The 24264-nt window shown below is 69.9% G+C and carries 22 protein-coding genes and 1 tRNA gene; 13 read left to right on the forward strand and 10 right to left on the reverse strand.

From position 1 onward, the window contains the following. Positions 1–45 precede the first annotated feature (45 nt). Both ACZ7SW_RS03265 and ACZ7SW_RS03270 read left to right on the forward strand, forming a co-directional pair. Positions 46–1353, forward strand: coding sequence for a UDP-glucose dehydrogenase family protein (locus tag ACZ7SW_RS03265; protein ID WP_470228772.1), 1308 nt, complete (start codon positions 46–48; stop codon positions 1351–1353). Positions 1354–1459: 106 nt separating this feature from the next. Continuing rightward, the gene (locus tag ACZ7SW_RS03270; protein ID WP_470228773.1) at positions 1460–1870 is read left to right on the forward strand and encodes a VOC family protein; all 411 of its coding nucleotides are present in this window, start codon (positions 1460–1462) and stop codon (positions 1868–1870) included. Between the two features lie 27 nt (positions 1871–1897). On the opposite strand, the gene ACZ7SW_RS03275 is transcribed toward ACZ7SW_RS03270, so the two are convergent. The 4 genes from ACZ7SW_RS03275 to ACZ7SW_RS03290 are packed head-to-tail and all read right to left on the reverse strand — an operon-like array spanning position 1898 to position 5227. Continuing rightward, positions 1898–2281: a hypothetical protein gene (locus ACZ7SW_RS03275; RefSeq protein ID WP_470228774.1), complete on the reverse strand. Its 384-nt coding sequence runs from the start codon at positions 2279–2281 to the stop codon at positions 1898–1900. A gap of 52 nt (positions 2282–2333) precedes the next feature. Beyond that, a complete protein-coding gene (locus tag ACZ7SW_RS03280) occupies positions 2334–3221 on the reverse strand; it encodes a VOC family protein (protein WP_470228775.1) in 888 nt (295 codons plus the stop codon). After that, on the reverse strand, positions 3214–3738 hold the full coding sequence (locus ACZ7SW_RS03285; protein WP_470228776.1) for an RNA polymerase sigma factor: 525 nt from the start codon (positions 3736–3738) through the stop codon (positions 3214–3216). The genes ACZ7SW_RS03280 and ACZ7SW_RS03285 overlap by 8 nt, the downstream gene beginning before the upstream one ends. 46 nt (positions 3739–3784) lie before the next feature. Beyond that, complete coding sequence (locus tag ACZ7SW_RS03290) at positions 3785–5227, reverse strand: MFS transporter (RefSeq protein ID WP_470228777.1); 1443 nt, start codon at positions 5225–5227, stop codon at positions 3785–3787. Positions 5228–5330: 103 nt separating this feature from the next. On the opposite strand from ACZ7SW_RS03290, the gene ACZ7SW_RS03295 reads away from it, so the two are divergent. Further along, positions 5331–6176, forward strand: coding sequence for a helix-turn-helix transcriptional regulator (locus tag ACZ7SW_RS03295; RefSeq protein ID WP_470228778.1), 846 nt, complete (start codon positions 5331–5333; stop codon positions 6174–6176). Here ACZ7SW_RS03295 and ACZ7SW_RS03300 read toward each other — a convergent pair. Next, positions 6113–6577 carry a dihydrofolate reductase family protein gene (locus ACZ7SW_RS03300; RefSeq protein WP_470228779.1) on the reverse strand — a complete coding sequence of 155 codons (465 nt, stop codon included), beginning with the start codon at positions 6575–6577 and terminating at the stop codon, positions 6113–6115. The genes ACZ7SW_RS03295 and ACZ7SW_RS03300 overlap by 64 nt on opposite strands. A gap of 196 nt (positions 6578–6773) precedes the next feature. Here ACZ7SW_RS03300 and ACZ7SW_RS03305 point away from each other — a divergent pair, with 196 nt between their 5' ends. Beyond that, on the forward strand, positions 6774–7895 hold the full coding sequence (locus ACZ7SW_RS03305; protein ID WP_470228780.1) for a sensor histidine kinase: 1122 nt from the start codon (positions 6774–6776) through the stop codon (positions 7893–7895). After that, entirely contained in the window at positions 7892–8569 is a 678-nt protein-coding gene (locus ACZ7SW_RS03310) for a response regulator (RefSeq protein WP_470228781.1), read from the forward strand. Before ACZ7SW_RS03305 ends, ACZ7SW_RS03310 begins: the two co-directional genes overlap by 4 nt. 79 nt (positions 8570–8648) lie before the next feature. Here the strand turns inward: ACZ7SW_RS03310 and ACZ7SW_RS03315 are convergent, their stop codons facing one another. After that, positions 8649–10211, reverse strand: a complete 1563-nt coding sequence (locus ACZ7SW_RS03315; RefSeq protein ID WP_470228782.1) for an acyltransferase family protein — start codon at positions 10209–10211, stop codon at positions 8649–8651. 194 nt (positions 10212–10405) lie between these two features. Between ACZ7SW_RS03315 and ACZ7SW_RS03320 the strand changes: the two genes are divergently transcribed. Continuing rightward, the gene (locus tag ACZ7SW_RS03320; protein ID WP_470228783.1) at positions 10406–11557 is read left to right on the forward strand and encodes a hypothetical protein; all 1152 of its coding nucleotides are present in this window, start codon (positions 10406–10408) and stop codon (positions 11555–11557) included. 21 nt (positions 11558–11578) lie between these two features. On the opposite strand, the gene ACZ7SW_RS03325 is transcribed toward ACZ7SW_RS03320, so the two are convergent. The 3 genes from ACZ7SW_RS03325 to ACZ7SW_RS03335 all read right to left on the reverse strand — a co-directional run bounded on the left by ACZ7SW_RS03325 (position 11579) and on the right by ACZ7SW_RS03335 (position 18114). Then, complete coding sequence (locus ACZ7SW_RS03325) at positions 11579–15253, reverse strand: FkbM family methyltransferase (protein ID WP_470228784.1); 3675 nt, start codon at positions 15251–15253, stop codon at positions 11579–11581. Further along, positions 15246–16424: a flagellar basal body-associated FliL family protein gene (locus tag ACZ7SW_RS03330; protein ID WP_470228785.1), complete on the reverse strand. Its 1179-nt coding sequence runs from the start codon at positions 16422–16424 to the stop codon at positions 15246–15248. The genes ACZ7SW_RS03325 and ACZ7SW_RS03330 overlap by 8 nt, the downstream gene beginning before the upstream one ends. A 133-nt stretch (positions 16425–16557) precedes the next feature. Beyond that, positions 16558–18114 carry a hypothetical protein gene (locus ACZ7SW_RS03335; RefSeq protein ID WP_470228786.1) on the reverse strand — a complete coding sequence of 519 codons (1557 nt, stop codon included), beginning with the start codon at positions 18112–18114 and terminating at the stop codon, positions 16558–16560. Between the two features lie 152 nt (positions 18115–18266). On the opposite strand from ACZ7SW_RS03335, the gene ACZ7SW_RS03340 reads away from it, so the two are divergent. The 4 genes from ACZ7SW_RS03340 (at position 18267) to ACZ7SW_RS03355 (ending at position 20615) form a co-directional block, all read left to right on the forward strand. Then, complete coding sequence (locus tag ACZ7SW_RS03340; RefSeq protein ID WP_470228787.1) at positions 18267–18758, forward strand: hypothetical protein; 492 nt, start codon at positions 18267–18269, stop codon at positions 18756–18758. A 75-nt stretch (positions 18759–18833) separates the two neighbouring features. Further along, positions 18834–19454: a hypothetical protein gene (locus tag ACZ7SW_RS03345; protein ID WP_470228788.1), complete on the forward strand. Its 621-nt coding sequence runs from the start codon at positions 18834–18836 to the stop codon at positions 19452–19454. A gap of 223 nt (positions 19455–19677) precedes the next feature. Then, positions 19678–20187: a DUF2716 domain-containing protein gene (locus ACZ7SW_RS03350; protein ID WP_470229234.1), complete on the forward strand. Its 510-nt coding sequence runs from the start codon at positions 19678–19680 to the stop codon at positions 20185–20187. Between the two features lie 26 nt (positions 20188–20213). Continuing rightward, positions 20214–20615 (forward strand): Imm7 family immunity protein, encoded by a 402-nt coding sequence (locus ACZ7SW_RS03355; protein WP_470228789.1) that lies wholly within the window; start codon positions 20214–20216, stop codon positions 20613–20615. A gap of 211 nt (positions 20616–20826) precedes the next feature. Here ACZ7SW_RS03355 and ACZ7SW_RS03360 read toward each other — a convergent pair. After that, positions 20827–20899, reverse strand: a tRNA-Gly gene (locus ACZ7SW_RS03360). A gap of 210 nt (positions 20900–21109) precedes the next feature. Between ACZ7SW_RS03360 and ACZ7SW_RS03365 the strand changes: the two genes are divergently transcribed. From ACZ7SW_RS03365 to ACZ7SW_RS03375, 3 genes are all read left to right on the forward strand, one after another. Beyond that, a complete protein-coding gene (locus tag ACZ7SW_RS03365) occupies positions 21110–22789 on the forward strand; it encodes a zf-HC2 domain-containing protein (RefSeq protein WP_470228790.1) in 1680 nt (559 codons plus the stop codon). A gap of 69 nt (positions 22790–22858) precedes the next feature. After that, the gene (locus ACZ7SW_RS03370) at positions 22859–23299 is read left to right on the forward strand and encodes a DUF983 domain-containing protein (protein ID WP_470228791.1); all 441 of its coding nucleotides are present in this window, start codon (positions 22859–22861) and stop codon (positions 23297–23299) included. A gap of 38 nt (positions 23300–23337) precedes the next feature. After that, a complete protein-coding gene (locus ACZ7SW_RS03375; protein WP_470228792.1) occupies positions 23338–24198 on the forward strand; it encodes an Fpg/Nei family DNA glycosylase in 861 nt (286 codons plus the stop codon). Positions 24199–24264: the final 66 nt, after the last annotated feature.

Genomic DNA, 24264 nt, shown 5'->3' on the forward strand with positions numbered 1-24264 from the left:
CTTCCGTTAGCACTGAGGTCAACTCCGGCTGTCACCTTCAGCACCATGAGCTCAGCTCGGATCGTGGTGGTAGGGACGGGATACGTCGGATTGACCACGGGGGCTTGTCTCGCGAGCCTCGGGCACCGCGTCACCTGTGTGGACGTGGACGTGGCGAAAGTGAACCGGCTGTCGGCCGGCCGCGTGGACATCCTCGAACCAGGACTCGCCGAATTGGTTTCCCGCGGACTGGCGAACGGACGGCTGTCGTTCGTCGTCGGAGCGCGGGAAGCCGTTCGTGGCGCGGAAGGGGTGTTCCTCTGCGTGCCGACGCCGATGGGCGCGGGCGGGTCCGCGGATTTGCGTGCGGTGGAGTCGGTGACCACCGAGATCGGCGACGTGCTGCCGCCCGGCTGCGCGCTGATCACGAAGTCGACGGTGCCGGTCGGCACCGCGAAACGGATCCGCGCGATGGTCGGCCGCGACGACGTGCCGGTGGTGTCCAACCCGGAGTTTCTGCGGGAAGGCACTGCGGTGCAAGACTTTCTGCACCCGGACCGGATCGTGGTCGGGTCGGATTCCCATTCGGCGGCCGCGTGGGTCGGGCAGCTGTACGGCGATCTCGCCGCACCCATTGTGGTCGCCGACGCGGCCAGCGCGGAACTGGTCAAGTACGCGGCGAACTGCTTTCTCGCGCTCAAACTGTCCTATGTGAACTCAATCGCCGAGCTGTGCGAACGACTCGGCGCGGACATCGACCTGGTCACCGAAGGCATGGGCTACGACCGGCGGATCGGCCGCACATTCCTGAAACCCGGCCCGGGCTGGGGCGGTTCGTGCCTGCCCAAGGACACCAGCGCGCTGGTCAAGGTCGCCGAATCGGTGGACTACGACTTCCGGATGCTGACCTCGGCGATCGACGAGAACATCGCCCAGCGCGACCGCATTGTGGCGAAGATCGCCGGCGCCTGCGGCGGAACACTGGCCGGCGCGCGGATCGGCGTGCTGGGCCTGGCGTTCAAGGCGGGAACGAACGATCTGCGCGATTCTCCTGCGCTGGCAGTGTCTTCGGTGCTCGGCGCGCTCGGCGCGGAGATCACCGCGTACGACCCGGCGGTGTCCGGCGGGATCGCCGGGATGACCGTCGTGGACGATCCGTACCAGGTCGCCAAGGACGCGGATGTCGTTGTGGTGCTTACCGAATGGGCCGAGTTCCGCAATCTGGACTGGGTGGCGATCGCGGACGCGATGGAAGGCGACGACGTCGTCGACACCCGCAATCTCCTTGACCCGGGGATGATTCTCGACGCGGGGCTGTCCTGGCAGGGCGTCGGCCGTCCGCGCGCGGCCCGGCGGCGAGTGGCGATTTCCTGATTGGAGATTCGCGCGGACTGGGTTATGCTCACCGGCGGCATCGCGTGTCGGTCACCGGCTGGGTGAGACATGGAGGTGCTGGGATGCCTTCTGGAGGCATTGCTTCGTGTCCGTTTCCCTAGAACTGAATCACCTGATGATCCCGTCCCGGAACAACCGGGAATCCGCCGAATTCTTCGCGAACCTGTTGGGATTCGAGATCGGCGAGGAATGGGGTCCGTTCATCCCCGTCGAAACCAGCAACGGCGTCCGGCTGGACTTCGCCACGATCCCGGACGGGGATCGCAACCTGCAGCACTACTGCTTCCTCATCCCGGAGGACGACTTCGACGCGTTTTTCCTGCGGCTGAAGGAAACCGGGATCGAGTACCACGCCGACCCGATGGGCAAGCAGGTCGGCGAGATCAACCACAACCACGGCGGCCGCGGCGTGTATTTCCTTGACCCGGGCGGAAACGGGATCGAGGTCCTCACGCAGCCGTACGAGCCGGAGCGGAAGCGCCCCGCGCGCTGGTAAGTCCTTTGTAGACGGACGGCGGGCGGGTCACAGCGGAAGCGAGGCCCACCCGCCGCCCGCGGCCAGCAAGGTCCGGACGCCTTCGGCGTGATCGGCGAAAGCGGCCAGATCGGCGTGCAGCAACGCGGCCCGCTCGGAATCGAGCGGGTCCGCGTCGTCGCGCCACAGTTCGAGCGTCCAGTTGGCGGCCAGGATCATCGAGCGCACCAGCCCGGCGACCGCGGAGTCCGGCTGGTCGTGCGCGGCGAGGATCTCGTCGCACGCGGTGAAACAGCGTTCGAGGCCGCGGACGGCTTCGGCGGGCGTGCCGTCCCAGTCCGGTCCTGGCCAGGCGCACGAGCCCAGCGCGAGCCACAGCTGCCAACCGGCGGTCAGTTCGGCTTCGTCGCGGGGCGTCCAGTGCGCGGCCATCCCTCGAGTGTGCGCCCCGGCAGCCGGTTTGCCGCCGGGGTTTTGGCCGAGGTCACGTGCGTGGTTGTTCCCACAGCCAGAACTCGATCCCCTGGTCGTCGGCACAATCGGCCGTTCGGCCGTACGGCTGGTTCTCCACCTCGCCTGCCCGGCCGCCCGCCTCGCGCACCCGGCCGAGCGCCGCTTCGAGGTCGTCGACAGCGAACATCAGCTTCCAACCGGTCTGCAGTTCCGGCCCGCCCCACAGCCCGCCGGGAAGACCGTCGCCCTCGATGCGCCACGCGGTCGGCAGGCTGCCCTGGTTGAACTGCCAGCCGAGCACCGCGCCGTAGAACGCCTTGGCCCGGACGTCGTCGGGCACCTGGAAGGTGAAGTACCCGGCCTCGCCGTGCCGATACGTGCGCTCCCCAGGCTTTTGCGCGCTCGGCGCGGCCTTTCCGACCAGCCAGCGCTGGCCGTACGGGTCGCGGATCACGCCGTTCAGCCCGTAGCCGCGGTCCTCGACCGGACGCAGCAGTTCCGCGCCCAGTTCCACCGCGCGCTGCGCCGCGCCCCGAGGATCGGGCACCTCGACGCGCACCAACGCGCCACCTTCGGGAGCGACGACGTTGCCTAGTTCGGGGAATTCCTCGGCCAGCATCAGCACGCTGTCGCCGATGTCCAGCTCGGCGTGCCCGACCCGGCCGTCGTCCATCACGATCGGCTCGGACCGTCGGCGCGCGCCGAAGACCTCGACGTAGAAATCGAGCGCGGCCCGGGCGTCGGTCACGACCAGGTAAGGCGTCAGCGCCCCTGCTCGGGCCTGCTGGGTTTCGGTGGTGGTCATCTCCGCTCCGTTCAGGATCAGCCGGCGAAGGTCGTCCCGCAGCTGGTCGGCGAAGGCCGGATCGGGGTCGGCCGGAGTCGAGGGCAGCGCGAGCGCGTCGAACGGTTCAGCCATCACGTCCCTCCTTCTCCTGGTAGCTGCGGCGAAACGCGGTCTTGGCCCGCGTCAGCAACGCCTCCGTCGCGTGGATGGTCCGGCCCAGGTGCGCGGCGACGTCGCGCACCGGAAGGCCGTCGACGTACCGCAAGGTGAGCGCCGCCCGATGCGAGACCGTCAGCGATTCGAGCACCTGCCGAGCGCGCAGGGCGTCGAGCTGTTCGTCCCAGGGATCCTCGACGTCGCATTCGGCGTCGTGCACGAGCCGCAGCCCGCGCTGTTCCCGTTCGGCGCGCCGCCAGTGATCGGCCAGCTTGTGCCGGGCCACTCCGATCAACCAGGGCGTGCTCACCGGCGGCGCTTGCTCCTTACGGCAAGCGGCGACCGCGCCGAGGAACGTCTCGGACGTCAGCTCCTCAGCCAGCACGCGGTCGCCACACCTCGCGAGCAGGTAGCCATAGACCTCCGGCAGGGCCTTCTCGTAGAGGCCGAGCAGCGCGAAGGCCGGGTCTGGCTGCACCCGGGGTTCCGTCACATCCCCATCGTCGTCCGGGAGCGGGGTTTTCCGTCGGTCGAATTTCTCAGCGGGGGTCGGGCAGCTTCCGCGCCAGCCCGGACACCAGCAGCGCGAGCGCCGCCAAGATCCCGATGACCAGCACGAACGCACCCTGGTAGCCCATCGCGCCGGGCACACTCAGGCTGGCGAACAAACTGCCCAGCACCGCGACGCCCAACGCCAGCGACGTCTGCTGGGTCGTGGTCAGCACGCCGCCGCCGACACCCGCCAGATCCGCAGGCACCCGGGACAGCACGACGCGGAACAGGGTGCTCATCGCGAGCCCGTTGCCGATGCCGATCAGCACCATCGCCGGGGCCAGCTGCCAGAGCGACAGGTCGGGCCAGTCCAGCAGCGCGGTGCCGGCGAGCGCGAGCAGGCCGACCGCGAGGATCGACCCGCCGATCGGCACGATCTTGCGCCCGAACCGGGCGACCAGGTGGCTGCTGACCAGCGACGTCGTGAAGTACGCGACGGCCATCGGGGTCAACGCCAGGCCAGCGCCGAGCGGGCCGAGGTGCAGGCCGTTCTGCAGGGTCACCGCGTAGATGAACATGAACGAACCGAAGGTGCAGAAGAACGGCACCGCGACAGTGAGACCGTGCCGCACGCTCGCGGTGCGCAGCAGGGCTGGCGGCAACAGCGGCGTTCCGCCCGCGGCTTCAAGCTTCCGCTCCACCCGGGCGAAGCCGTAGGCCGCGAACGGGAAGAGCACCAGCAGCGCGATGCTCCACCACGGCCAGCCGAGCGCGCGGCCTTCCATGAGCGGGATCAGCAGCGACAGCAGCGAAACGGCCAGCAGCACAGTGCCCCAGCGGTCGACGCCGAGCGGGTTGCTCGCCCGGCTGTCCGGCACCGTGCGGCGCGCGAGCAGCAGGCCGATGATCCCGATCGGCACGTTGACCAGGAAGATCGGCCTCCAGCTCAGGTCCCATACGTTGGCCGCCACCAGCGCGCCGCCGAGCAGCTGCCCGACCACGGTGGCGATGCCGCCGGTCGCGCCGTAGAGGCCGATCGCGCGGGAGCGGCGTTCGCCGGACGTGCCGGCCTGGATGATCGACAGCGCCTGCGGCAGCAGCAGTGCCGAAGCCGCGCCCTGTGCGACACGGGCGATGACCAGCGTCGCGGCGTCCGGGGCGACCCCGCAGGCCAGCGAGGTAAGCGTGAACAGCGTGAGGCCGAGCAGGAAGAGCTTGCGGCGGCCGAAGGTGTCGCCAAGTCGACCGCCGAGCACGAGCAGCACCGCGTACGCGACGCCGTAGCCCGCGACGACGAGTTCGAGGGTCGCGGTGGACGCGCGCAGGTCGGCATCGATCGTCGGCAGGGCGACGTTGACGATGAAGAAATCGATGATCGGCAGCGCTGCCCCCAGCAGCACGGTGATCAAGCCGGCGGACGTGAGTCCCGTCCTCGCCGGCGTCCCGACAGCAGCGGTGGCCGTCGCCGGGGCAGGGGTGGTAGTCGTCATGGGTACTACGTTCCGCCGCGCGCGACCCTGGTACCAGGTGTGCTTTTATCCTGGTACTGAGACTACCTGGTAACAGGGTCGGCGGTGTGCTTACCTGGTAGTCGTGACCACTGGCATCGAAGACCGCCTGCGCCGGACCGAGCTGGGCGAGTTCCTCCGCAACCGGCGCGGGCGGATCACGCCCGAGCAGGTCGGCCTGCCGCTCAGCGGCCGCCGCCGCACGCCGGGGCTGCGCCGCGAGGAGGTCGCGCAGCTCGCCGGGGTGGGCGTCACCTGGTACACGTGGCTCGAACAGGGCCGCGACATCAACGCGTCCGAACAGGTGCTCAGCGCGATCTCCCGCACGCTCCGGCTCGATCCGCACGAGCACGTGCACTTGTTCACCCTCGCCGGCGCGCCGGAGCCGGTGACCGAGAAGAAGCACTGCTCCGCGATCACCCCGTCGATGCGGGACATGATGGTCCAGCTGGAGCCGTTCCCGGTCGCGGTCCGCAACGCGCGCTTCGACGTGCTCGGCCACAACGCCGGCTACGACTGGCTGATGGGCGGCGTCGACGCGATCCCGTACGAGGAACGCAACACGCTCGTGCAGTGCCTGCTCAATCCGCAGTGGAAGGAGCGGATGGTCGACTGGGAGCAGAACGTGCCGCGGATGGTCTCGTCCTTCCGCGCGGCGATGGCCGAGCACGTGGGCGAGCCCGGCTGGAAGTCGCTGGTCAAACGGCTCCGAGCGGAGTCGCCGTGCTTCGAGGAGCTGTGGAGCCAGCACGACGTGAACACCGAGCTGGCCAAGACCAAGCGGTACCTGCACCCGGAGGCGGGCCTGCTGACCTTCGACTTCACCTACCTCTACGCCGGCCGCCGCTCGGAAATCCGGATGTCGGTCTACACCCCGGCGAACGACGAGACGCTGGAGAAGCTGCGGGAGTTCGTGCCGGCCAAGCGGTAGTACAGGTGGGTCACGCCTTCACCGGGGGTGACTTCGGGCGTGCCGAGGCACACCGGTCCTAGACCGAACTCGCCGAAGAACGGCACCCCGCCGCCGAGCAGCACCGGCACCAGATCGATTCGCACCGCGTCGAGCAGTCCGGCCTTCAAGCACTGCCGCGTCATCTCGCCGGAGTTCACGCCGACGTCGCGGCCGTCGGCCAGTTCCTTCGCCCGCGCCGCCGCGACCTCGATGCCTTCGGCGACGAAGGTGAACGGCGAGTCCTCCCACCCGGCAGGCGGCTGATGCGTCACCACGACCACCGGCCCTCCGAACGGATGCATCCCGCCCCAGCCCGAGGTCAGGTCGAACAGCCGCCGTCCGACGACCAGCGCTCCGGTCGATTCAAGCTGCGCGCGCATGACCTTCGCGCTGGCCGGGGACCGTCCAGCGACATGCTCGCCCCAGCCACTACCTCGCCCATGGCCGTCTCCTTTTCCGTCGTTTACCCAAGGAACGGAGCCAGTCGGACGTCCTCGACATACCGCGCCGCGCGTAGTCCGATCCCGCGCTCCACGACGGACGCGCCGAGTCGCCTTCCCCGGTAGCTTTCGCTCCATGCACTACTGGTGGCGGACGCGGAACCCGTGGTTCGGGCGGGTGTTCCGGACCTTCGTGGTGCTCGCTTTCGTGCTTGGCGGCTCCAGCGCGTCCGGTCGCTGGCAGCACGCTCCGCATCCGCTGAGTCCGCTCGGCGCCGCGTGGCTGGCCGCGACCGTGCTCACCCTGCTGTTCGTCCACCGGTATCCGCTGCCGCTCTTCGTGCTCACCGCGGCCTCGGCGTACGCGTACTACCTGTCGCCCGAACCGGGCGGGCCGGTGATCATCGTCCCCACGATCGCGCTGTTCGTGCTCACCCGGCGGAAGGGCCCGGTGGTCGCCGGAAGCACCGGCGCCGCTGTCCTCACGGCGGCCTACGTCGTCCACATCATCCTCGCGCAAACGTTTGCAGTCAGCGCCTGGGCGCTGTTCTCCGTGGTCTGGATGGCCGCCGTGATCGGCATCGCGACCGCGGTCCGGTTCCAGTTCGCGGCCGTCGCCGCCCGGCGCGAGCAGGCCGATGAGCACCGGCACCGGATGGCCGAGCAGGAACGGCTCCGCATCGCTCGCGAGGTGCACGACGTCGTCGCCCACAGTCTCGCGATGATCAACGTCCAGGCGGGCGTCGCCGCGCACGTCGCGGATCGGCGGCCGGAGGAGGCGAAAGAGGCGCTGCTCAACATCAAGGCGGCCAGCGCGTCCGCCCTCAACGACCTCCGCGCGACGCTCGCGGTGCTGCGTTCCGGCGAGAACCGCGCGCCCGCGCCAAGCCTCGCGCAGGTCGAAGAGCTGCTCGACCATGCGCGCGCCGCCGGGTTGGAAGTCGAGCTGCACGGCGAGGTCGGCGACCTGCCCGCGCCGGTGGACGGCGCGGCGTACCGGATCCTGCAGGAGTCCCTCACCAATGTCGTCCGGCATGCCGACGGGGCTCAGCGCGTCGAAATCCGCTTCGAACGGAAGGCGGGCACGCTGGTCCTGATCGTGCGCGACGACGGCCGCGGCACCGTCCAGCCGACACCCGGGCACGGGCTGCGCGGCATGCGGGAACGCGCGGCCGCGCTCGGCGGCAGCGTCGAGGCGAGTGTCACCGGGCAGGGTTTCCAGGTGCGGGCGGAACTGCCCGTGGAGGGGGAGAAATGACCATCCGCGTCGTACTGGCCGACGACCAGGCCCTGGTCCGCGCCGGATTCCGGCTGCTGCTGGACACCGAGGACGGTTTCGAGGTGGCCGGCGAGGCGGGCGACGGCGAGCAGGCCGTCGCGCAGGCGGTCGAGCACCGGCCGGACATCGTCGTGATGGACATCCGGATGCCCGGCACCGACGGCCTCGAAGCGACCCGCCGGATCACCTCGCACCCCGACCTCGCCGGGGTGAAAGTGCTGGTCCTGACCACTTTCGACGTCGACGAGTACGTCTACGAGGCACTCCGCGCCGGGGCCAGCGGCTTCCTGCTGAAGGACACCGAACCGGTCGAACTCCTGCACGCGCTGCGCGTCGTCGCGGCGGGGGAGGCGCTGCTCGCCCCGACCGTCACGCGCCGGTTGATCGCCGAGATCGTCGGACGGCCGGAGCACCGGCGCATCGACACCTCGGCCGTGCGGGAGGTGACCGAACGCGAACGCGAGGTGCTGGCGCTGGTCGCGGGCGGGTTGTCGAACGACGAAATCGCCGCGCACCTGGTGATCTCCACGGCGACCGCGCGAACGCACGTCAGCCGCATCATGACCAAGATCGGCGCTCGCGACCGGGCGCAATTGGTGGTGCTGGCGTACGAATCCGGCCTCGTCACCCCGCGCCGCGGCTCGCACGAATGAGCTAAGCCGAGAGTGTGAGTTACGCCGTGTCGGTGAACGTCCTCCCACCCTCGCACGCCCTACAGGCAGAGCATCACCCTCAGCGAGGGGTGTGGCGGAAGGAGTCCCCGTGGCGTGGGAGATCGTCGTGGTCGCCGCGCTGGGCCTGGTTTTCCTGGTCCGGTTGGTAGCGCAGCTCCGGCGGAGCTGACGGACGGCGACGCGGCGGCATCGCCCGGCGCACCGGCGGTTCGGCAGTGCGGTCGACGCCCGATTCGGCAGGCCGCGCCCGGTGGGCGCCGCCATTCGAACGGGGCGGCATCGCGCGCGGAGCGTCGTTCGGCGGCGGAGCGCCGTTCCTCGGCATCCGCCCGTTCGGTGCCGGAAGCGGCCGAGGCGCCGGACGACGCGGCGGTGCCGGTTCGGCGGGAATCCTCGGGATCTCGAGGGTCACTTCGGTGTCGTCGACGAACTGGGTCTTTTCCCCTGGCGTTTCGACCGGCGGTTCCACCGGCGGTTCGGGCGTTTCCGGCGCGGGCGGAGGCGGCTTCGGCCGGTGCGACAACCGCCGCGCCAGCGAGTGGCTCGGCCGCTCGACGAACCGGTAGCTGAACTCGACCACCCCGAACACCACCGGGATCACGATCAGCAGCGCGATCGGCAGCGGCACCGCCGGGCGCAGCAACTGCAGCAGCACGAACGTGACCAGCATGTGCAGCAGATAGATCGAGTAGCTGCGCTCGGACAGCATGGTCCAGATCTTGCGCTGCTTCAGCCGGTCCTCGGCGAACATGCCCATCAGGAAGCAGGCGACGGCGAAGGCCAGCGCGAGGTTGTACGAGCTGTCCACGCGGCCGACGTTGATGATGTCCGCCAGCACGTACAGCGACCACGCGCAGCCGCCGTACAGCGCGCCCGTCCAGAGCGGGATCTGCTTCTTGGTCGTCGCCCAGACGACCTGGCCGATCAGCATCGCGGGCAGGTACGAGACGTTCACCGCGAACAGCGACCACGACGGTCCGAACTGGGACCGGCTCATCATCACCACGAAGATGAACGTCAGCTCCACCGCGATCCCGAGCCACACCCACCGGCGCAGCAGCGGCAGCACCGCCATCAGCAGCAGGTAGAAGATGACCTCGACGATCATCGTCCAGGCCACCGGCACCAGCACGACCTGCGGGAAGATCAGGTAGTTGACCAGCGCGGTGTTGGTGAGGACGGTGAGCGGGTTCAGCGTCTGCGCCTGCCCGGTCGACGGCGGGTGCAGGTTCACCAGCAGCAGGAACGCGGTCAGCAGCACCACGAACAGCATCGGCGCGTACACCCGGATGAACCGGTTGAGCGCGAATCGCCCGGTACCCTGGCGCAGCGCGATCGGCGTCACGACGAAACCGCTGACCAGGAAGAAGAACGGCACCGCGATCTGCCCGATGCCCTGCTTCGACATGTGCATCGGAGCGCTCGTGAGCGCCTCGATGAAGTCGACGTACGGGGCTTTGTCGTTCTTCGCGATGACCCACGGATGGGCGATGTGGCTGTAGAAGACCAGCAGCGCGCCGAGGCCGCGACCGATGTCGATGAAGACGATCCGGGTCTTCTTCGGCGGCGCGGGCGACGACTCGGCCAAGGCAGCGGAATCCGGCTCGGCCAGCGTGCTCACCCCCGTCTTCCGCTACCGACAACCTCGTGAAGGTTACCGCCTCGTACCCCCGGCCCGGACGTACTCCCCGCAATTGGCGGTAAGCGGGGGATAAGTCACAACACCCGTTCTGGCCTCGGATTATGCAGTCGGCAGGTACGATCAGGCGCGAATTCGTCCGGTTTCGCACGAGGTAGTTCAGGAGTTCGGGGAGCGTGCAGCAGTCCAGTCTCGACGGAGCCGTCGAGCGTTCAGCGACCCTGCGAGCCGCGTTCCGCCAAGCCGCCCCGGCGATCAGCCTCTATCTGTTGTTCCAGATCGTCGCGTTCGGCGTGCTGTGGATGATGAGCTGGAAAGCCGACGTGTCGCCGGGCCGGTTCATCGACAACTTCGACGCCAACTGGTTCGTGTCGGTCGCGCAGCACGGCTACGACCAGCCGATCACGCTCGGCACCGACGGGCTTCCGGTCGAGAACAGCCTGGTGTTCTTCCCCCTCTACCCGGCGACGGTGGCCTTGCTGGCGCTGGTCGGGATCCCGCCGCTGGCGGCCGGGGTGACGATCTCGCTGCTGGCCGGATGCGCGGCCGCGTGGGGCCTGTTCGTGCTGGGCCGCGACCTGGCCGGACCGCGCGTGGGCCTGCTGGTCGCCGTGCTGTGGTCGATCGGGCCGGGTTCGACGGCGCTGCATCTGGCGTATTCGGAATCGCTGCTGATGGCGCTCGTGTCCTGGACGTTCGTGATGCTCGCGCGGCGCGAATGGCTGGTCGCCGGCGGGTTCGCGGTGCTGGCCGGGCTGACCAGGGCGAGTTCGGGCGCGTTGATCGCCGCCGTCGGCATCGCCGCGCTCATCGCGGTTTTCCAGCGGCGCGACGGCTGGCGGCCGTGGGTCGGCGGGCTGCTCGCGCCGCTCGGTCTGCTGGGCTACCTCGGGTACGTCTGGATCCAGACCGGCCGCCCGGACGGCTGGTTCTGGCTGCAGAACGCCTGGCGGATGCACTTCGACTTCGGCGTCTTCACCTGGACCCAGGTCCGCGACGGCCTCACCTCGGACGACGCCAGCTGGATCACCGTGACCGCGCTCGTCGTGCTCGCCGCGGTGGTGCTGCAGTTCTGGACCTGGGCGACGCGGCTGCCGTTGCCGTGGCAGATCTACGGCACGCTCACCGTGATCATCGCGCTGTGCTCGTCGAATTTCTTCCAGTCCCGCGCGCGTTTCCTGCTGCCGGCTTTCGTGCTGACCGTGCCGGTCGCGCTCATGCTGGCGAAGCTGCCGAACCGGGTACTGGCGGTGCTGCTGCCGGTAATCGCCGTCGGAAGTGCTTGGTACGGCTCGTTCCTGCTGACCATCGCGCACGTGGCGCCCTGAGGCACCACGTGCGCGATCAGCTCAGGGCGCGAGCCAGAGCGTGACGAACTGCTTCTCGTCCGCCTTGGCCGCGGCGATGATCGCCGAGTCTTCGAGCACCTGGTCGGCCGGACCGTCGTCGGTGACCACCTTCGGCGTGTAGCCGAACGAGCGGTACCCGGCGAGCACGGCGACCGGATCGTCGCCCAGCTCCGCGATCGCGCCCGGGTCGAACTCGCACACGACGTGCGGCCGGTCGCGGCGCAGCACCTCGGCCAGACCGGCCAGCGCACGGTGGTCGCGGCCCTGCAGGTCGACCTTCACCAGGCTGATCCGCTGCCCGGTCACCTCGGGCACGGCGTCCAGCCGCACCGCCGGGACCTCGACACCGGAGCCGTCGGTGGTGACGCGGTTGTCGCCGCTGTTGCCCGGGGTCGCCTGCGCCAGGTGCACGGTGCCGGGCTCGTCCCACGCGGCCGACTCGACCACGGTGACCAGCTCGCCCGCCGCGGCGGGCAGGTTGACCTCGACGTTGCGGCGCAGGTACGCGGCGTTGACCGGGTCGGCCTCCACCGCGATCACCCTGGTCACTTCCGGCGTGGCCCGAAGCAGCCGCAGCGTGTGGTAGCCGACGTGCGCGCCGATGTCGAGGAACGCGCCGTCCGCCAGCGACGCCATCAGCTCGGCCTCGCTGTCCTCCCAGGACCGGTGGAACAGGATCCACGGGAGCATGACCTCGTCGACCGGCATCAGCAGCGCGCCGACGTCGCACTGGACGACGTCCGCCCCGCGCGGCACCGGAGCATGCCGGAGCCGGGCGGCGTCCCGCATCGCACTGACGTCGAGGGTCACCCGCTGGATGGCCTTCTCGTCGGCGTCGAGCCGCTCGTCGCGGGTCGCGAACATCTTGTGCACGGTCCCCGCCGCCGTTTCGACCTGAGCGCCGACCCCGTCGTAGCCCTCGGCCAGCTTCGCCACGTCCGCTTCGAGATTGCGCAGCGCGAGGTCCGTTTCCGGGGTCTGCCGGCGCAGCTCGTCGACCGTGCCGCGCAACGCTTCGAGCCGTTCGCCGAGAGCGCGCGTGGACAGTGCGGTCCGGCGAGACTCGTCGATGTTGCGTTCCAGGCCTTCGATCCGGTCCAGCAACCGCCGGTTGCTTTCCTCAGTGGCGCTGAGCAGCGCGCTCATCACGTGCCGCTGGTGCACGTCGTAATGGTCGATCGCGCGCAGCACGGCCTTGCGCAGCGCGGGCGCGAGCGGCAGCCGCGACGGCGCGCCTGCTTCCGGACGCCAGCGCAACGCCTCGGTCGCCTGCTGCAGCGGGCTGAGCGGGTGCTCCGGCACCGGTGCCGCAGTGCGCTGCCGCTCCTGCCAAGTCGCGTGCGCCTGCTCCAGTTCGCGCCGCATCCACTCGGCGGCGGCGGTCATCGACCGCTCGCGCAGGATGACCTCCCGCGCCCGTCGGCCGCGGGCGGTCGCCTCGGCCGGGTCGTCGGCGATCTGCAGCATCGCGGCCGCGGCGGCGTCCAGATCGGGCTCCGCCCAGACCGCGTCGGAGTGGTACGGGTAGTTGCCGTCGCCGACCGGCACCAGCCGGTACGGGATCGGCCAGCCGGTGGACGCGTCGAGGAACTCGGTGGTGCTGGAGTAATCCGTCGAGAGCACCGGCATCGCGCGGGCCATCGCCTCGGCGACGGTGAGCCCGAAGCCCTCGCTGCGGTGCAGCGAAACGTACGCGGTGCTGGTCTCGTACAGGTTGTGCAGTTCGGCGACGCTGAGGTAGCGCTCGATCAGTTCGATCCGGTCGTCGCCGCGAACCACCGCGCGCAGCCGTTCGGCGGCCTGCGGGTGCAGCTTCGCGTTGATCGCCTTGACAGTGAGCCGGACGTCCTCGCGGCCGGGGAACGCCCGCTGGAACGCTTCGACCGCGCCCCAAGGGTTTTTGCGCTCCGCGACGCTGTTGAAGTCGAACGCGAACAGGAACCGCACCGGTTCGCCCTTGTCCCGCGCGGGCGGGGACGGCTCGCCCGGATCGCGCACCGGCACCGGAATCGTCTTGACCGGGATCGGCGAATGCTCGGCGAACGCGCGGCGGCAGAAGTCGCTGACAGTCCAGACCTCGTCGAGCATCCCGAACGCTTCGTGCTGCCACTGCGGGAAATCCTCGAGTTCCCAAGCCCACAGCCCGATCCGGTACCGGCCTGCGCCGACCTCGGGGTGGTTGGTCAGGATCGTGCGGGTCTGGTCCGCGTTCACCGCGAACACGCTGACCGGGAACCGCGGATCGCCGACCGTCGCAGGCCGTTCGATGCCGGTGCGGTTCGAGACCGCCTTCTCCTCCAGCACCGTGGCAACCGGCACGCCGCCGGTTTCGATCGCTTCGAGCACGATCCGGCCCATCTCGCCGAGTCCCAGCTCAGCGGTCAGGTAGCCGAGCAGGTTCACGCCGAACTCGTCGTGCGGCGGACGGGTGGCGACCGGTTCGGACGGCAGCGCCCACTCCGGCAGCCCGGCCTCGGAGACGCCGGACCCGGCGCACCAGTGCCGGAAGGCGTCCGCGTCGTCGCCGTAGGGATGCGGGAAGGCCATCTGCAGGTCGATCCGCGACGCCCAGATCGCGTGCGTCAGCCGGTTCAGCCCGGCCGCGGCCTGGCCCTGGTCCTCCGGGGTGGCGAGCCATTCGCGCAGCGCGAGCCCGCCGTCCTCGGCGTAGGCGTGCGGCGGCGCGGGCTTCTTCTTGCGCTCGGACTTGATCCAGCCCTCGCGGAAAACGCGCCGCGCGAGCTTCGGCACCGGTGTGCCGTCCTGGAAGTCCTTGAAGCCGTACGGAATCGAGTCGAGCGACTCGGCGTACCCCGCTTCGCGCAGCTTCGTGCCGTACGAATCGCAGATGGCGCGAAGGTCGTCGTTGTGCGACAGCAGCACGCGCGGCTTGCGCGCGCAGTGGAAGCTGAGCAGCCACGGCTTCTCCGGCCGGTAACCGCTGAAGTGGAAGAACCGCAGCTTCGCGCCGCCTGCGGTCAGGTTGCCGTCCTTGTCACGGCCGATCGGCCGCTCGTGGAGGTTCCAGTACGCGACGTCGAATCCAGGGTCAGTGACCACGTGGTGCCGGAACAGCGACGGCACCTGGTCGACCCAGCGCTGATCGGTGAACAGCTGCTGCTCGGGCGCGACGATCGCGTCGTGACGCAGCCTGCCCGCCCAGAAGTCGAGGAACGGCCCGGCGCCGCGGCCGACGCCGATGAAGCCGAGGTTGAACATGCCGGTGCCCATGATCACCGCGTCGTCCGGCTCCATGCCGTCCTGCGGCAACGGCGTCAGGAAATGCGGCGCGAGCACGATGTCGTGCTCCTTGGCCAGCTCGGCGACCTCGGGGATCGGCGCGAACAGCTCGATGTCCGGGTCGAGGTAGATCGCGGCCTCGGACTCTTTCAGCAGCTCGCGCAGCAGGTACGGCTTGACCGACGTGGCGAGTTCGGTGACCGAGTAGGCGGTCGCCATCCGCAGGTAGTCGTCCTCGTCGATGCCGAACGCGGCCGGGCCGACGACGGTGAGTCCGTCGCCGGCCCGGTCCGACTGGTCGCGCGGGGCGTCGATGACCGCGATGACGAAGCGGCCGCCCGGATGGTGCTCGAGGTAGGAGCGGGCCAGCACGCGCGCGGCCGGCACGTAGTTCCGGGCGACGATCGTGCAGGCGGTGGTCCCGGGCTCAGGCATCGGCGGTCAGTACCGTGAGCTGCTGGTTCAGCGCGGTGGTGAAGTCGGTCTTCGTCTGGTCCTTGCCGGACACCTCGACGCGGACGACCACGTTCCCGTGCGCGTAGTGCCCGCGCGACTGGGCCGACTGGCCTTCCTTCGCGTCGATCGAGGTCGCGTACACGCCGTTCGGCGCGGTGGTGTCGCGCTTGGCCCCGTTCGTGACCTGGACCTCCATCAGCTTCTCGGCCGCGGTCTTCGCCGCGGTCGGGCTGCTGGCCTGTGCCAGGAACAGCGTGATCAGGTTGCCGTCCTCGAGGTGGTACACGACGAACTTGACCTTGGACACGCCCGCCGCCTGGTAGGCGCTCAGTTCCTGCGGGTTGAGGTACTTCAGGGTGTCGACCTGCGAGAACGACGTGATGTCGTCGTGCGTCTCGGCCTTGCCCGGCATGCTCGCGACGCCGAGCGGGTCCGGCGGCTTCGGAGCCGACGACGGACCGGGCTGGTGCTGCGCGGAGGTCTGCTCGGTGCCGCCGCCCCCGCTGTCGCGGCCCCACAGCCAGTACGCGCCGAACGCGATGCCGGCCAGCACGATGACGGCGCCGACGATCGCGCCGATCTTCTTGCCGTTGCTCTTCTTCGGCTTGTCGGTGAAGTACTCCGGACCCTGGCGGACCCATTCGGAGTCGCCCCCGGACGGGCCGAGCGGCGGAAGGTCGCCGCCGCCCCACGGCGGGGTCTGGTCGCTCTCGGCCGCGTTCCACGGCTGCTGCGGGAAGCCCCCGGGCGGCGAGGCGGGCGCGCCCTGCGGGAATCCGCCGGGCGGGGAGTAGTGCGCCTGCGGCTGGTGCTGCTGCGGCTGCACGACCTGGGTGCGCTCGGGACCGGGGTCCGCGGGCGGCTGCTGGGTCTGCCACGACTGCACGACCTGCGTGCGCTCGGCACCGCCGTCGGCGGGCGGCTGCTGCGGGGCCTGCGGCTGCTGCTGCGGCATGCCGCCGGGCGGGCTGACCGGGGCGATCACCTGCGTCGAGTCCGCGCTCTGGCTCTGCGGCGGCGGGGCGGGCTGGTCCTGCTGGCCGACAGCCGAGGACAGCACCTGATCACGCCGGATGCGATAGTCGTCCGCGGAGAGTCGCCCTGACGCGAGCTCCTCGTCCAGCCGGCGCAGCTCCTCCTGCCAGGACACCAGGGCCCCCCTTATCTGTCGGCATGGCGACGGTCAATGCGTCGTCGCTACCCGATTGTGTGTGACGACGTGGACATTGTGCACGGGTGCGACCCCGCGTGACCTGGCGGGTCGCCTTGTGCGCCGGGCGAGTTCAGCTGGCGGGCAGCGCGGCCGCGACCTTCGCGCGGATCTCTTCCATCCGGGACCGCAGCGCCGCCGGATCCTGGCCGACCGGGCCCGACACGCCGATGCCGACCGACACGCCGCCGGAGGTGTACCAGAAGGCCAGCACGCGTCCGGCCGGGCTGCTCCCGGTGTAGAGCAGGTCGGTGGCCGCCGGGCCGAGCGGGCTGCTGTCGAACCCGCCGGTGACGAGGTTCTGCCGCAGCCCCTGGACGAGCTGGCCGGCCTGCGCCTTCGACGGCGTCGGGACGGCGATCAGCGTCGTGCCGCCGTCGGTGCCCCCGTAGGCGTGGAAGACGAGCTGGTCCGCGCCCGCCGCGCGCATGAGGTTCGCGTCGGCGTCGGAGACCGCCTTGGCCTGGACCGCCTTGTCCAGCGCCATGGTCGAGTTCGCCGGGTTGGGCGTGCCCTGTAGCGCGGGCAGCTTGTCCTCGAGCGAGGGCGGCTGGGTGTTCGGCGCCGAAGACGCGGCGGGCGGCGGCGCGGCTGTGTCGTTCGAGTCGTTCTTGTTGCCGAGGAACCAGATGCCGCCGACGACCAGCGCCAGCACCACGAGCACGGCCAGCGACAGGAACAGCCAGGTCGGCTTCGAACGGCGCGGTTTGGCGTCGTCCTCCCAGAGCCGGCGCGGCTCCGGCTGGTTGCCGTTCGCCGGGATCGCCCCGAAGACCGCGGTGGGCCGGTCGTCGGCGGGGCTCGGCGCGGTCGTCGGCCGGTCGGTGGAGAACGGGGTGCCCGGGGTGTGCGCGAACGCGGGCTGGGTCTTCTCCGACGCCGGGGTCGCCTGGGTCGCCCCCGCGGAGTTCAGGAACGACTCGACCGCGGGCGGTTCGGGCGCTGGCATCGCCGGGTTGGTGCTGGCCCATCCGACGACAGGCTGGTTCGGTTGTTGCTGCTGGTTCGGCTGTTGGCCGGGGGAGTGCCACTGCACGGGAGCGACGCCCGGCCAGGTTCCCGGCTGCGCGGGCATCTGCTGCTGGGGCTGGTGCGGCGGGGGCGGGCTGGCCTGGCTCGGCGCGCTCGGCGGCGGCGCGACCGGGCTCGGCGGCGGGGAGAAGAAGGGCGCTGCCGGGCTGGCCGAGTTCGCCGGGTTGGCGGCGGGCTGCTCCGGCGTCGTGGTGCCTCCGGGCGGAGTGCTCGGCAAAGCGGTGCCGTCCGGTCCCAGCCGCAGGCTGGTCGTCGGGCCGTCGAACGGACCGTGTCCCGTCATCGTCGCCACGACCTGCGGAGTGCCCGATTCCGGCGAGCCGTTCTCCGCGGAGGTGCTTGGCTGCGGTGCTGCCTGGCCGCCCGGGGAGGGCGTGCCAGAGCTGCTGGAAGACGCCTGCGGGGCCGGGGTGCTCCAGGTGGGTGACCCGCTCGCTGCGGGCGCGTCCTGCCGCAACGGCGACGCCACTGGCGAAGCCGCCCCGCCGCCCGACGCCTCGGCGAGCAGTTCGTCGCGCTGGCGGCGGTGTTCGGCGTGTCCGAGGCGGCCGGCGGCCAACTCCGCGTCCAAACGGCGGAGCTCTTCCTGCCAGCTCATCACGCAACCCCCTGTCACCGGTTCGGGCGACAGTGTTCCACGCGCCCCGGCTCCGTGGGGCTCAGGTGCGCAAGATCAGCCGCGATCTGCCCAGATCAGGCACCCGGATCGCGGCCAGCCGCGCACCCTCACCTCGTCCGTACGATCGGGGTATGTCCTCCGCGCGCGGTGCGCTCGCCGCCCTTGCCGTGGATCGGCTCGCCGGTCTCGACATCACCGCTGCCGAACTCGTCGAGGCCGGGGCGCGGGCCGTCGGCGAGGGCCTGGACGCGCCCTCCCTGCCTGAACTGGCCGCCCTCGACCACCGCGACCACCAGGCGGTTTCCGACGCCTTCTCGCACGTGGTCGCGGAGCTGGGCATCGAACTCCCGGCCGACGCCACCGCCGCGCAATGGCAACTGCTCGGCGAACATCTCGGCGAGATGGTGCGCGGCGACCTTCCGCTGGCCGAAGCGGCGAAGAGCGTCAAAGCCTTCGACGGACGGCTCGGCCACCCGGCCGCGCTCTCCGAACTTCGCCAGTGGCTGGCGATGCTCGCGACCTGGATCCCGACCGACGTCACGCCGGTCAGCTACTGCGAGCAACAGGTTCTGCAGCAGGCACGGGCGGTACTCGCCGGTCCGTGGCCGCCGGTCACCCGTTAAGCGGCAAAAACTGTCGTACATATGTTCTAAAATTGGCCGTGTACTGGGGAAACATCCACCGGAAGGCGGCCGCCCATGACCAGTTCTCAGTCGGCATACGTCACGCTGCCCACGTTCGTCGGGTACAGCGCCAGCAAGGGCCCGTCGCGTTCGTCGTTCGTCCGCAGGCAGCGCCGGTTGTACGAGGATCCGGCCCGGGCGGCGTTCAACTACTACCGGCGCGCGGCGAACGCGGTCCGGGCCGGCCGAGCGGCCCGGCAGGACGAGGTGGCCATGCGCGCGCTGGTCAACAACGCCGACGAGCGCACCCGCCCGCATTACGCCGCCATCGCCGAGGGCTGGCTGCGCTATCTCGGCAGGCGCGATCCGAGGCTGGTCGAGGTCGGGCGGGCGAAGTTCGCGCTCGGCGAGCTGGAGATCGGCATCACCCCGCAGCTGGGGCTGCGGAAGTCGAACGGCCGCAAGTTCGCCACCTGGCTGTACTTCAAGGAGGAGCCGCTCACCCGGGATGCCGCGCAGCTCGCGTTGTGGCTGCTCACCGAGGGCATGCCGGATCTGCTGCCGGGAGGGGAGGCGCTGGTCGTGGACGTGCGCCGGGCGAAGGAGTTCACCTTGTCGGCACGGGACCGGGAGCGGCTGCGGCCGTGGGCGTTCAGCGAGGCGTCGGCGTTCGTCACGCTGTGGCGCGCCGCATAACGGCTGCGTGCATGACTGACGGGGGCGTGGGGTAGAGGTAGCTGCGGACCGGGCGGTGTTTCCCGGTCCGCAGGCCACCCGGTCGAGTGACAGCTTGGCGCTCGGCTCCGGTGGACTGGACAATCCCGGCCCCGGACACGAAGCTTTCGGCAGTTTCGAGCCCGGTCGATGACTTCGAGGTCGACAAGTGAACGCTGCTGCAGCCTGGGAGCCGCTCTCGCGAGTGGCTGACGAACCCGCTTGGTATTGGGTGCACGACAAGCTCAGGTTCTGGCCGAGCACCTTCGCGCACGACTGGCCGGGTTTCCATGAGCCGCGCCCTTCGGCGGCCTGGGATCTCTCCACCGGCGAGTACGACCGCGCCTCGGCCGAGTTCCGCCTCGGCCCGTACGCGGTGGAAGAGCACGACGTGGCCCGCGCGGTGCTGGCCGCCCTGCAGGAGGCGACGGCCGAGGACGAGTGGCTGTGGGTCCTGCACTGGCAGCACCAGTCGTTCAAGTTCTGGCCGCACCGCATGCGGCAGAACGCGGCCTGGCCGGTCTCGGTCTTCCCTCGCGGCGACTACCACCTGTTCCTGGCCGCCGATTTCAGCTACGGCACGCTCGGCCACCCGTGGGAACGCACCCTGTGCGTCTTCGGCGACAAACTGCTCCCCGCGGTTGAAAAGCACGCCGACGGCATCCTCACGAACCAGCTGCGCCGGGACGGCCAGCCCTCTGCGCTGACCCGCTGAGCACCGCCGCTGCTACCGTCTCGCACGTGTTCGAATACCACGGCTGGGTGACCATCGCCGCCACCACGACGGGCGACGACGACGCAGCTCTGCTGGAGCGCCTGGTCGAGCGGGTCCATCGCTCCCTGCGCGACACAACCATGCTGGACCTAGTCGACCTCCGCTGGAGCGCGGGCCTGCCCATGCTCCATCTGGGTGGTCTAGACAAACACGGCGGAGCCATCACCCCGCAACTCCTGGAAACCTTCGCCCGGGTAGCGGAACTGGCCCCCGGCTCCTACGGCCTCCTGCACATCTGGGACGACCAGCACCCAGAACACGACAACGCCTTCCAGGTATACCGAATGGCAAGAGGCCAAATAACCGAACAAAAAGACCCGCACCTGTCCCCAGTAGCCCCCACCGCCCTAGACACCTACGAGCTATAACCAACAGGGCCAACAAGAGCTAACACGGGATTCTGAACCACCTCCGCGGAGAACCTTCCCCGCAGCTCTTTCGCTTGCCACGCAAGCACAAACCAGCCCCCACCCAACCGCAGCCGACGGCACCGCGGGGGTTCCGGGGGCTCGGCCCCCGGGTGAAATGGCGAAGGGCCCGTATCCACGCTTTTTGTGGATACGGGCCCTTCGGAACCTGAGCGGATGACGGGATTCGAACCCGCGACCCTCACCTTGGCAAGGTGATGCGCTACCAGCTGCGCTACATCCGCGTTAACCGCTTGGTGCTCGGTGTTGAAGACACTCTATACCGTCGCCTCGGTGACACTTTCGGGGGCCCCGAGATACGCGCGGACCTGCTGAGATGTGGTGCTTGCGCGTCACGTCGAGCGCACAAGGGGTGACGACGGGCGCTCTGCTCCGTATGGTGTCCCCAATCGACTTCAGTGGTGAGTCCTTCGGGGGAGGAGGTGCCTTGCCGGATGACCGAGCTGGGCACGGCGCCGCCACCAGCGGCCTCGGAATCCGACGAGCAGGCACTTTTGAAGCGGCTGCGCGACGGCGAGGACGCCGCGTTCGGGGAGTTGTTCGAGCTGCACGCGGCGGCGGTGCGCAGATTGGCGCAGAGCCTCGCCTCCGACCGCTCTGAAGCCGAGGACATCACCGCGGAGACCTTCTTCCGCGTGCTGCAGGCGTTGCGCCGCGGTGCGGGTCCGCGGGACTACATCCGGGCTTATCTGCTGACGGTCGCGCGGCGGGTGTCGTGGGAGTGGCACGGCGCGCGGCGCGATGTGCCGGTGACTGACGACGAGCTGACGTTCCGGGCCGGCGCTGGGGTGGACACGCCCGCCCGTACGGCCGAGCACACGTTGATCACGACGGCGTTCACGAGTTTGCCGGAGCGGTGGCGGACGGTTCTGTGGCAGACCGAGGTCGAGGGCGAGCAGCCGTCGATGGTGGCTCCGCATTTCGGGCTGTCGGCGAACGCGACGGCGGCGTTGGCGCGGCGCGCGCGGCAGGGGCTGCGGGCGGCGTATCTGCAGGCGCATTTGTCGGTGAACCGCGGGCCGGAGACGTGCCGGGCGGTGGTGGAGAAGCTGGGCGGGTTCACCGCGGGCAGTGTCACCGGCGCGGAGGCGGAGCGGATCAAGGCGCATTTGCTGGGGTGTCCGTCGTGCCGGGCGACGCAGGACGAGCTGCGGGATGTGTGCTCGTCGTTGCGGGCGCACGCCGGGGTGCTGGTGCTCGCGGTGCCGGCGTTGGCCGGGATCGGGAAGGTCGGCGGCGCGTTCGCGACCGTGAAGAGCGTGGTGTTCGGCTCGAAGGTGAAGGTCGGGCTGGCGCTGGCGTCGACCGCGGCGGCGGGCGCGGTGAGCCTGACCGCTGGTCCGCTGGTGTTCGGGTCGCATCCGGTGCAGAACGTCGGGCTGGGCGGGGGCGCGCCGGAACTGGCGTTGCAGCCGCCGGAGCAGCCTCCGCCGCCGGCGCAGCAGGGGCCGCGGATCATCTCCGGGAAGCTGTACGGAAGTGCGCGGCCGGCGCGATCGGCCGTCCATCCGGGTGCTTCGCAGCATCTGGGCGTGGCCGAGGTGCCCCATTTGCCGCCGGCGCCTCAGCCGGACTCCGCCGAGCAGCCGGCGACGCCGGATTCGGCTGGTTCGACCCCGCGCGACGATCTGCCCGGTCAGGAGAGCAGCCATTCGGGTTCGCCGATGACGAGCCGGTCGTCGAGCACTGAGTCGCGCGCGGATCTGGACACGTCCACCAACTCGTCCACCCCGGGCGTGCTGAGCACGACGACGGACGACACGAGGTCGACTTACGCCCCGCCGCCCTCGTCGTATGTGCCGTCGCCGGATTCGTACGTGCCGCCGTCGGTCACGACGCCGCCGACCGGGTCTCGGCACGTCGCTTCGGCCGCTCCGCAGTCGTCTGCTGACTCGTCCGGCCGCCCGAAATCCTCGAGGGCAGCCAAGACTCCCAAGCCCGTGAAGTCCGGCAAGCCGGCCAAGCGCGCCGACTCCGCCAAGCCCGCCGTGCCGGCGAAGTCGTCCAGGACGGACTCCACGTCCGGGAACGATGTCACCGGTTCGGCCGATTCCTCAGCGGACGCAAGCTCCCGAACAGCCAAAACCCGGCAAACCGCCAGTAACTCTCAGTGAGCACCTCGCGCTCGACGGCACGGTCACGGTAACGTTGACCGAGTTCGACGTCGCCCGGGAGGCAACAGGATGAACCGGCTGGTGCGCGGCGAAGACGGTCGCCATTGGGTGGTCCGTGCCCAGATGGAGTGGCGGGCTCCCGCCACCGCAGACGATTTCGAACACGACGTCGCAGGCAGTTACGGACCTGGCATCGCGATGATCGTGGTCATGGTGTTCCTGGTGGTCGCTTTGGTGGTCTGGACGCCCGATGTCGTGAAGGTGCCCGCGTGGGTGCTGCTGGCGTTGCTGCTGGTGGTGCTGTTCTTCCCGCTGCGGTGGATCCTGCGCCGCCCGTGGACGGTGGTCGCCGAGACCGAGGGCGACGTCGCGGGGGACCGGCCGTCGGAGCGCTGGGTCGGCACGATCCGCGGCATGCTCACCGTGTCCGGCGAGGTGAAGCGGATCTCGAAGACGATCCAGAAGCATTCGCTGCCGGACTTCGACGGTCCGCTGCACCCGGTCGAATAGGCCTGGCCGGAACGGGACCGGCGCGCGAGACTGGTGCCATGCCCGAGTTGCCCGAGGTCGAAGCACTGGCCCATCACCTGCGCGAACACGCCGTGGGGAGCACCGTTTTCCGGCTCGACGTCGCGTCGCTCAGCGTGCTGAAGACCGCGGTGCCGCCCTATACCGAGCTGCACGGTCGCGAGATCACCGACGCGACCCGGCACGGGAAGCACCTGGACGTCGTCCTGGGCGATCTGCACCTGGTGGTGCATCTGGCGCGGGCCGGTTGGCTGCGCTGGTCGGACGGGTTGTCCCCGGCTCCGTTGAAGCCGGGCAAGGGGCCCATCTCGCTGCGGGTGCATCTGGAGTCGGCGTCCGGGCCTGGCTTCGATCTGACCGAGGCCGGGACGAAGAAGGGGCTGGCGGTGTGGATCGTCGCGGATCCTTCCGAGGTGCCGAGCGTGGCCCGGCTGGGGCCGGACGCGCTGGCGATTGATGCTTCGCAGTTGCGGGAGTTGTTCCAGGGGAAGGGGACTCGGCTGAAGTGGGCGTTGACTGATCAATCGTTGATCGCGGGGATCGGGAATGCTTATTCGGACGAGATCATGCATCGGGCGAAGTTGTCGCCTTATGCGACTGTGGGGAAGTTGGACGAGGGTGCGTTAGAGGTCCTCGCCGAAGCGATTCATGAGGTGGAGACGGACGCGGTCTCGCGGTCTGTGGGGCAGAAGGCTGCGAGGTTGAAGGGGGAGAAGCGGTCTGGGCTGCGGGTGCATGCTCGGACTGGGCTGCCTTGTCCGGTTTGCGGGGACACTATTCGGGAGATTTCGTTCGCGGATAAGTCGTTTCAGTATTGTGCGACTTGTCAGACTGGGGGGAAGCCGTTGGCTGATCGGCGGATGTCTCGGTTGTTGAAGTAGGGGGTGTGGGGGCGGCTCGTCGCCTGGCGGCGACATTGCGCCCTGGTGGGTTGGGGGCACCCCGAA

The organism is Amycolatopsis sp. NPDC114484 (assembly GCF_055633755.1).

Coding starts and splice junctions, on each gene's coding strand:
- ACZ7SW_RS03265 (WP_470228772.1), top strand. CDS start 46: ATGAGCTCAGCTCGGATCGTGGTGGTAGGGACGGGATACGTCGGATTG.
- ACZ7SW_RS03275 (WP_470228774.1), bottom strand. CDS start 2,281: ATGGCCGCGCACTGGACGCCCCGCGACGAAGCCGAACTGACCGCCGGT.
- ACZ7SW_RS03280 (WP_470228775.1), bottom strand. CDS start 3,221: ATGGCTGAACCGTTCGACGCGCTCGCGCTGCCCTCGACTCCGGCCGAC.
- ACZ7SW_RS03290 (WP_470228777.1), bottom strand. CDS start 5,227: ATGACGACTACCACCCCTGCCCCGGCGACGGCCACCGCTGCTGTCGGG.
- ACZ7SW_RS03300 (WP_470228779.1), bottom strand. CDS start 6,577: ATGCGCGCGCAGCTTGAATCGACCGGAGCGCTGGTCGTCGGACGGCGG.
- ACZ7SW_RS03305 (WP_470228780.1), top strand. CDS start 6,774: ATGCACTACTGGTGGCGGACGCGGAACCCGTGGTTCGGGCGGGTGTTC.
- ACZ7SW_RS03310 (WP_470228781.1), top strand. CDS start 7,892: ATGACCATCCGCGTCGTACTGGCCGACGACCAGGCCCTGGTCCGCGCC.
- ACZ7SW_RS03325 (WP_470228784.1), bottom strand. CDS start 15,253: ATGCCTGAGCCCGGGACCACCGCCTGCACGATCGTCGCCCGGAACTAC.
- ACZ7SW_RS03335 (WP_470228786.1), bottom strand. CDS start 18,114: ATGAGCTGGCAGGAAGAGCTCCGCCGTTTGGACGCGGAGTTGGCCGCC.
- ACZ7SW_RS03340 (WP_470228787.1), top strand. CDS start 18,267: ATGTCCTCCGCGCGCGGTGCGCTCGCCGCCCTTGCCGTGGATCGGCTC.
- ACZ7SW_RS03345 (WP_470228788.1), top strand. CDS start 18,834: ATGACCAGTTCTCAGTCGGCATACGTCACGCTGCCCACGTTCGTCGGG.
- ACZ7SW_RS03365 (WP_470228790.1), top strand. CDS start 21,110: ATGACCGAGCTGGGCACGGCGCCGCCACCAGCGGCCTCGGAATCCGAC.
- ACZ7SW_RS03370 (WP_470228791.1), top strand. CDS start 22,859: ATGAACCGGCTGGTGCGCGGCGAAGACGGTCGCCATTGGGTGGTCCGT.
- ACZ7SW_RS03375 (WP_470228792.1), top strand. CDS start 23,338: ATGCCCGAGTTGCCCGAGGTCGAAGCACTGGCCCATCACCTGCGCGAA.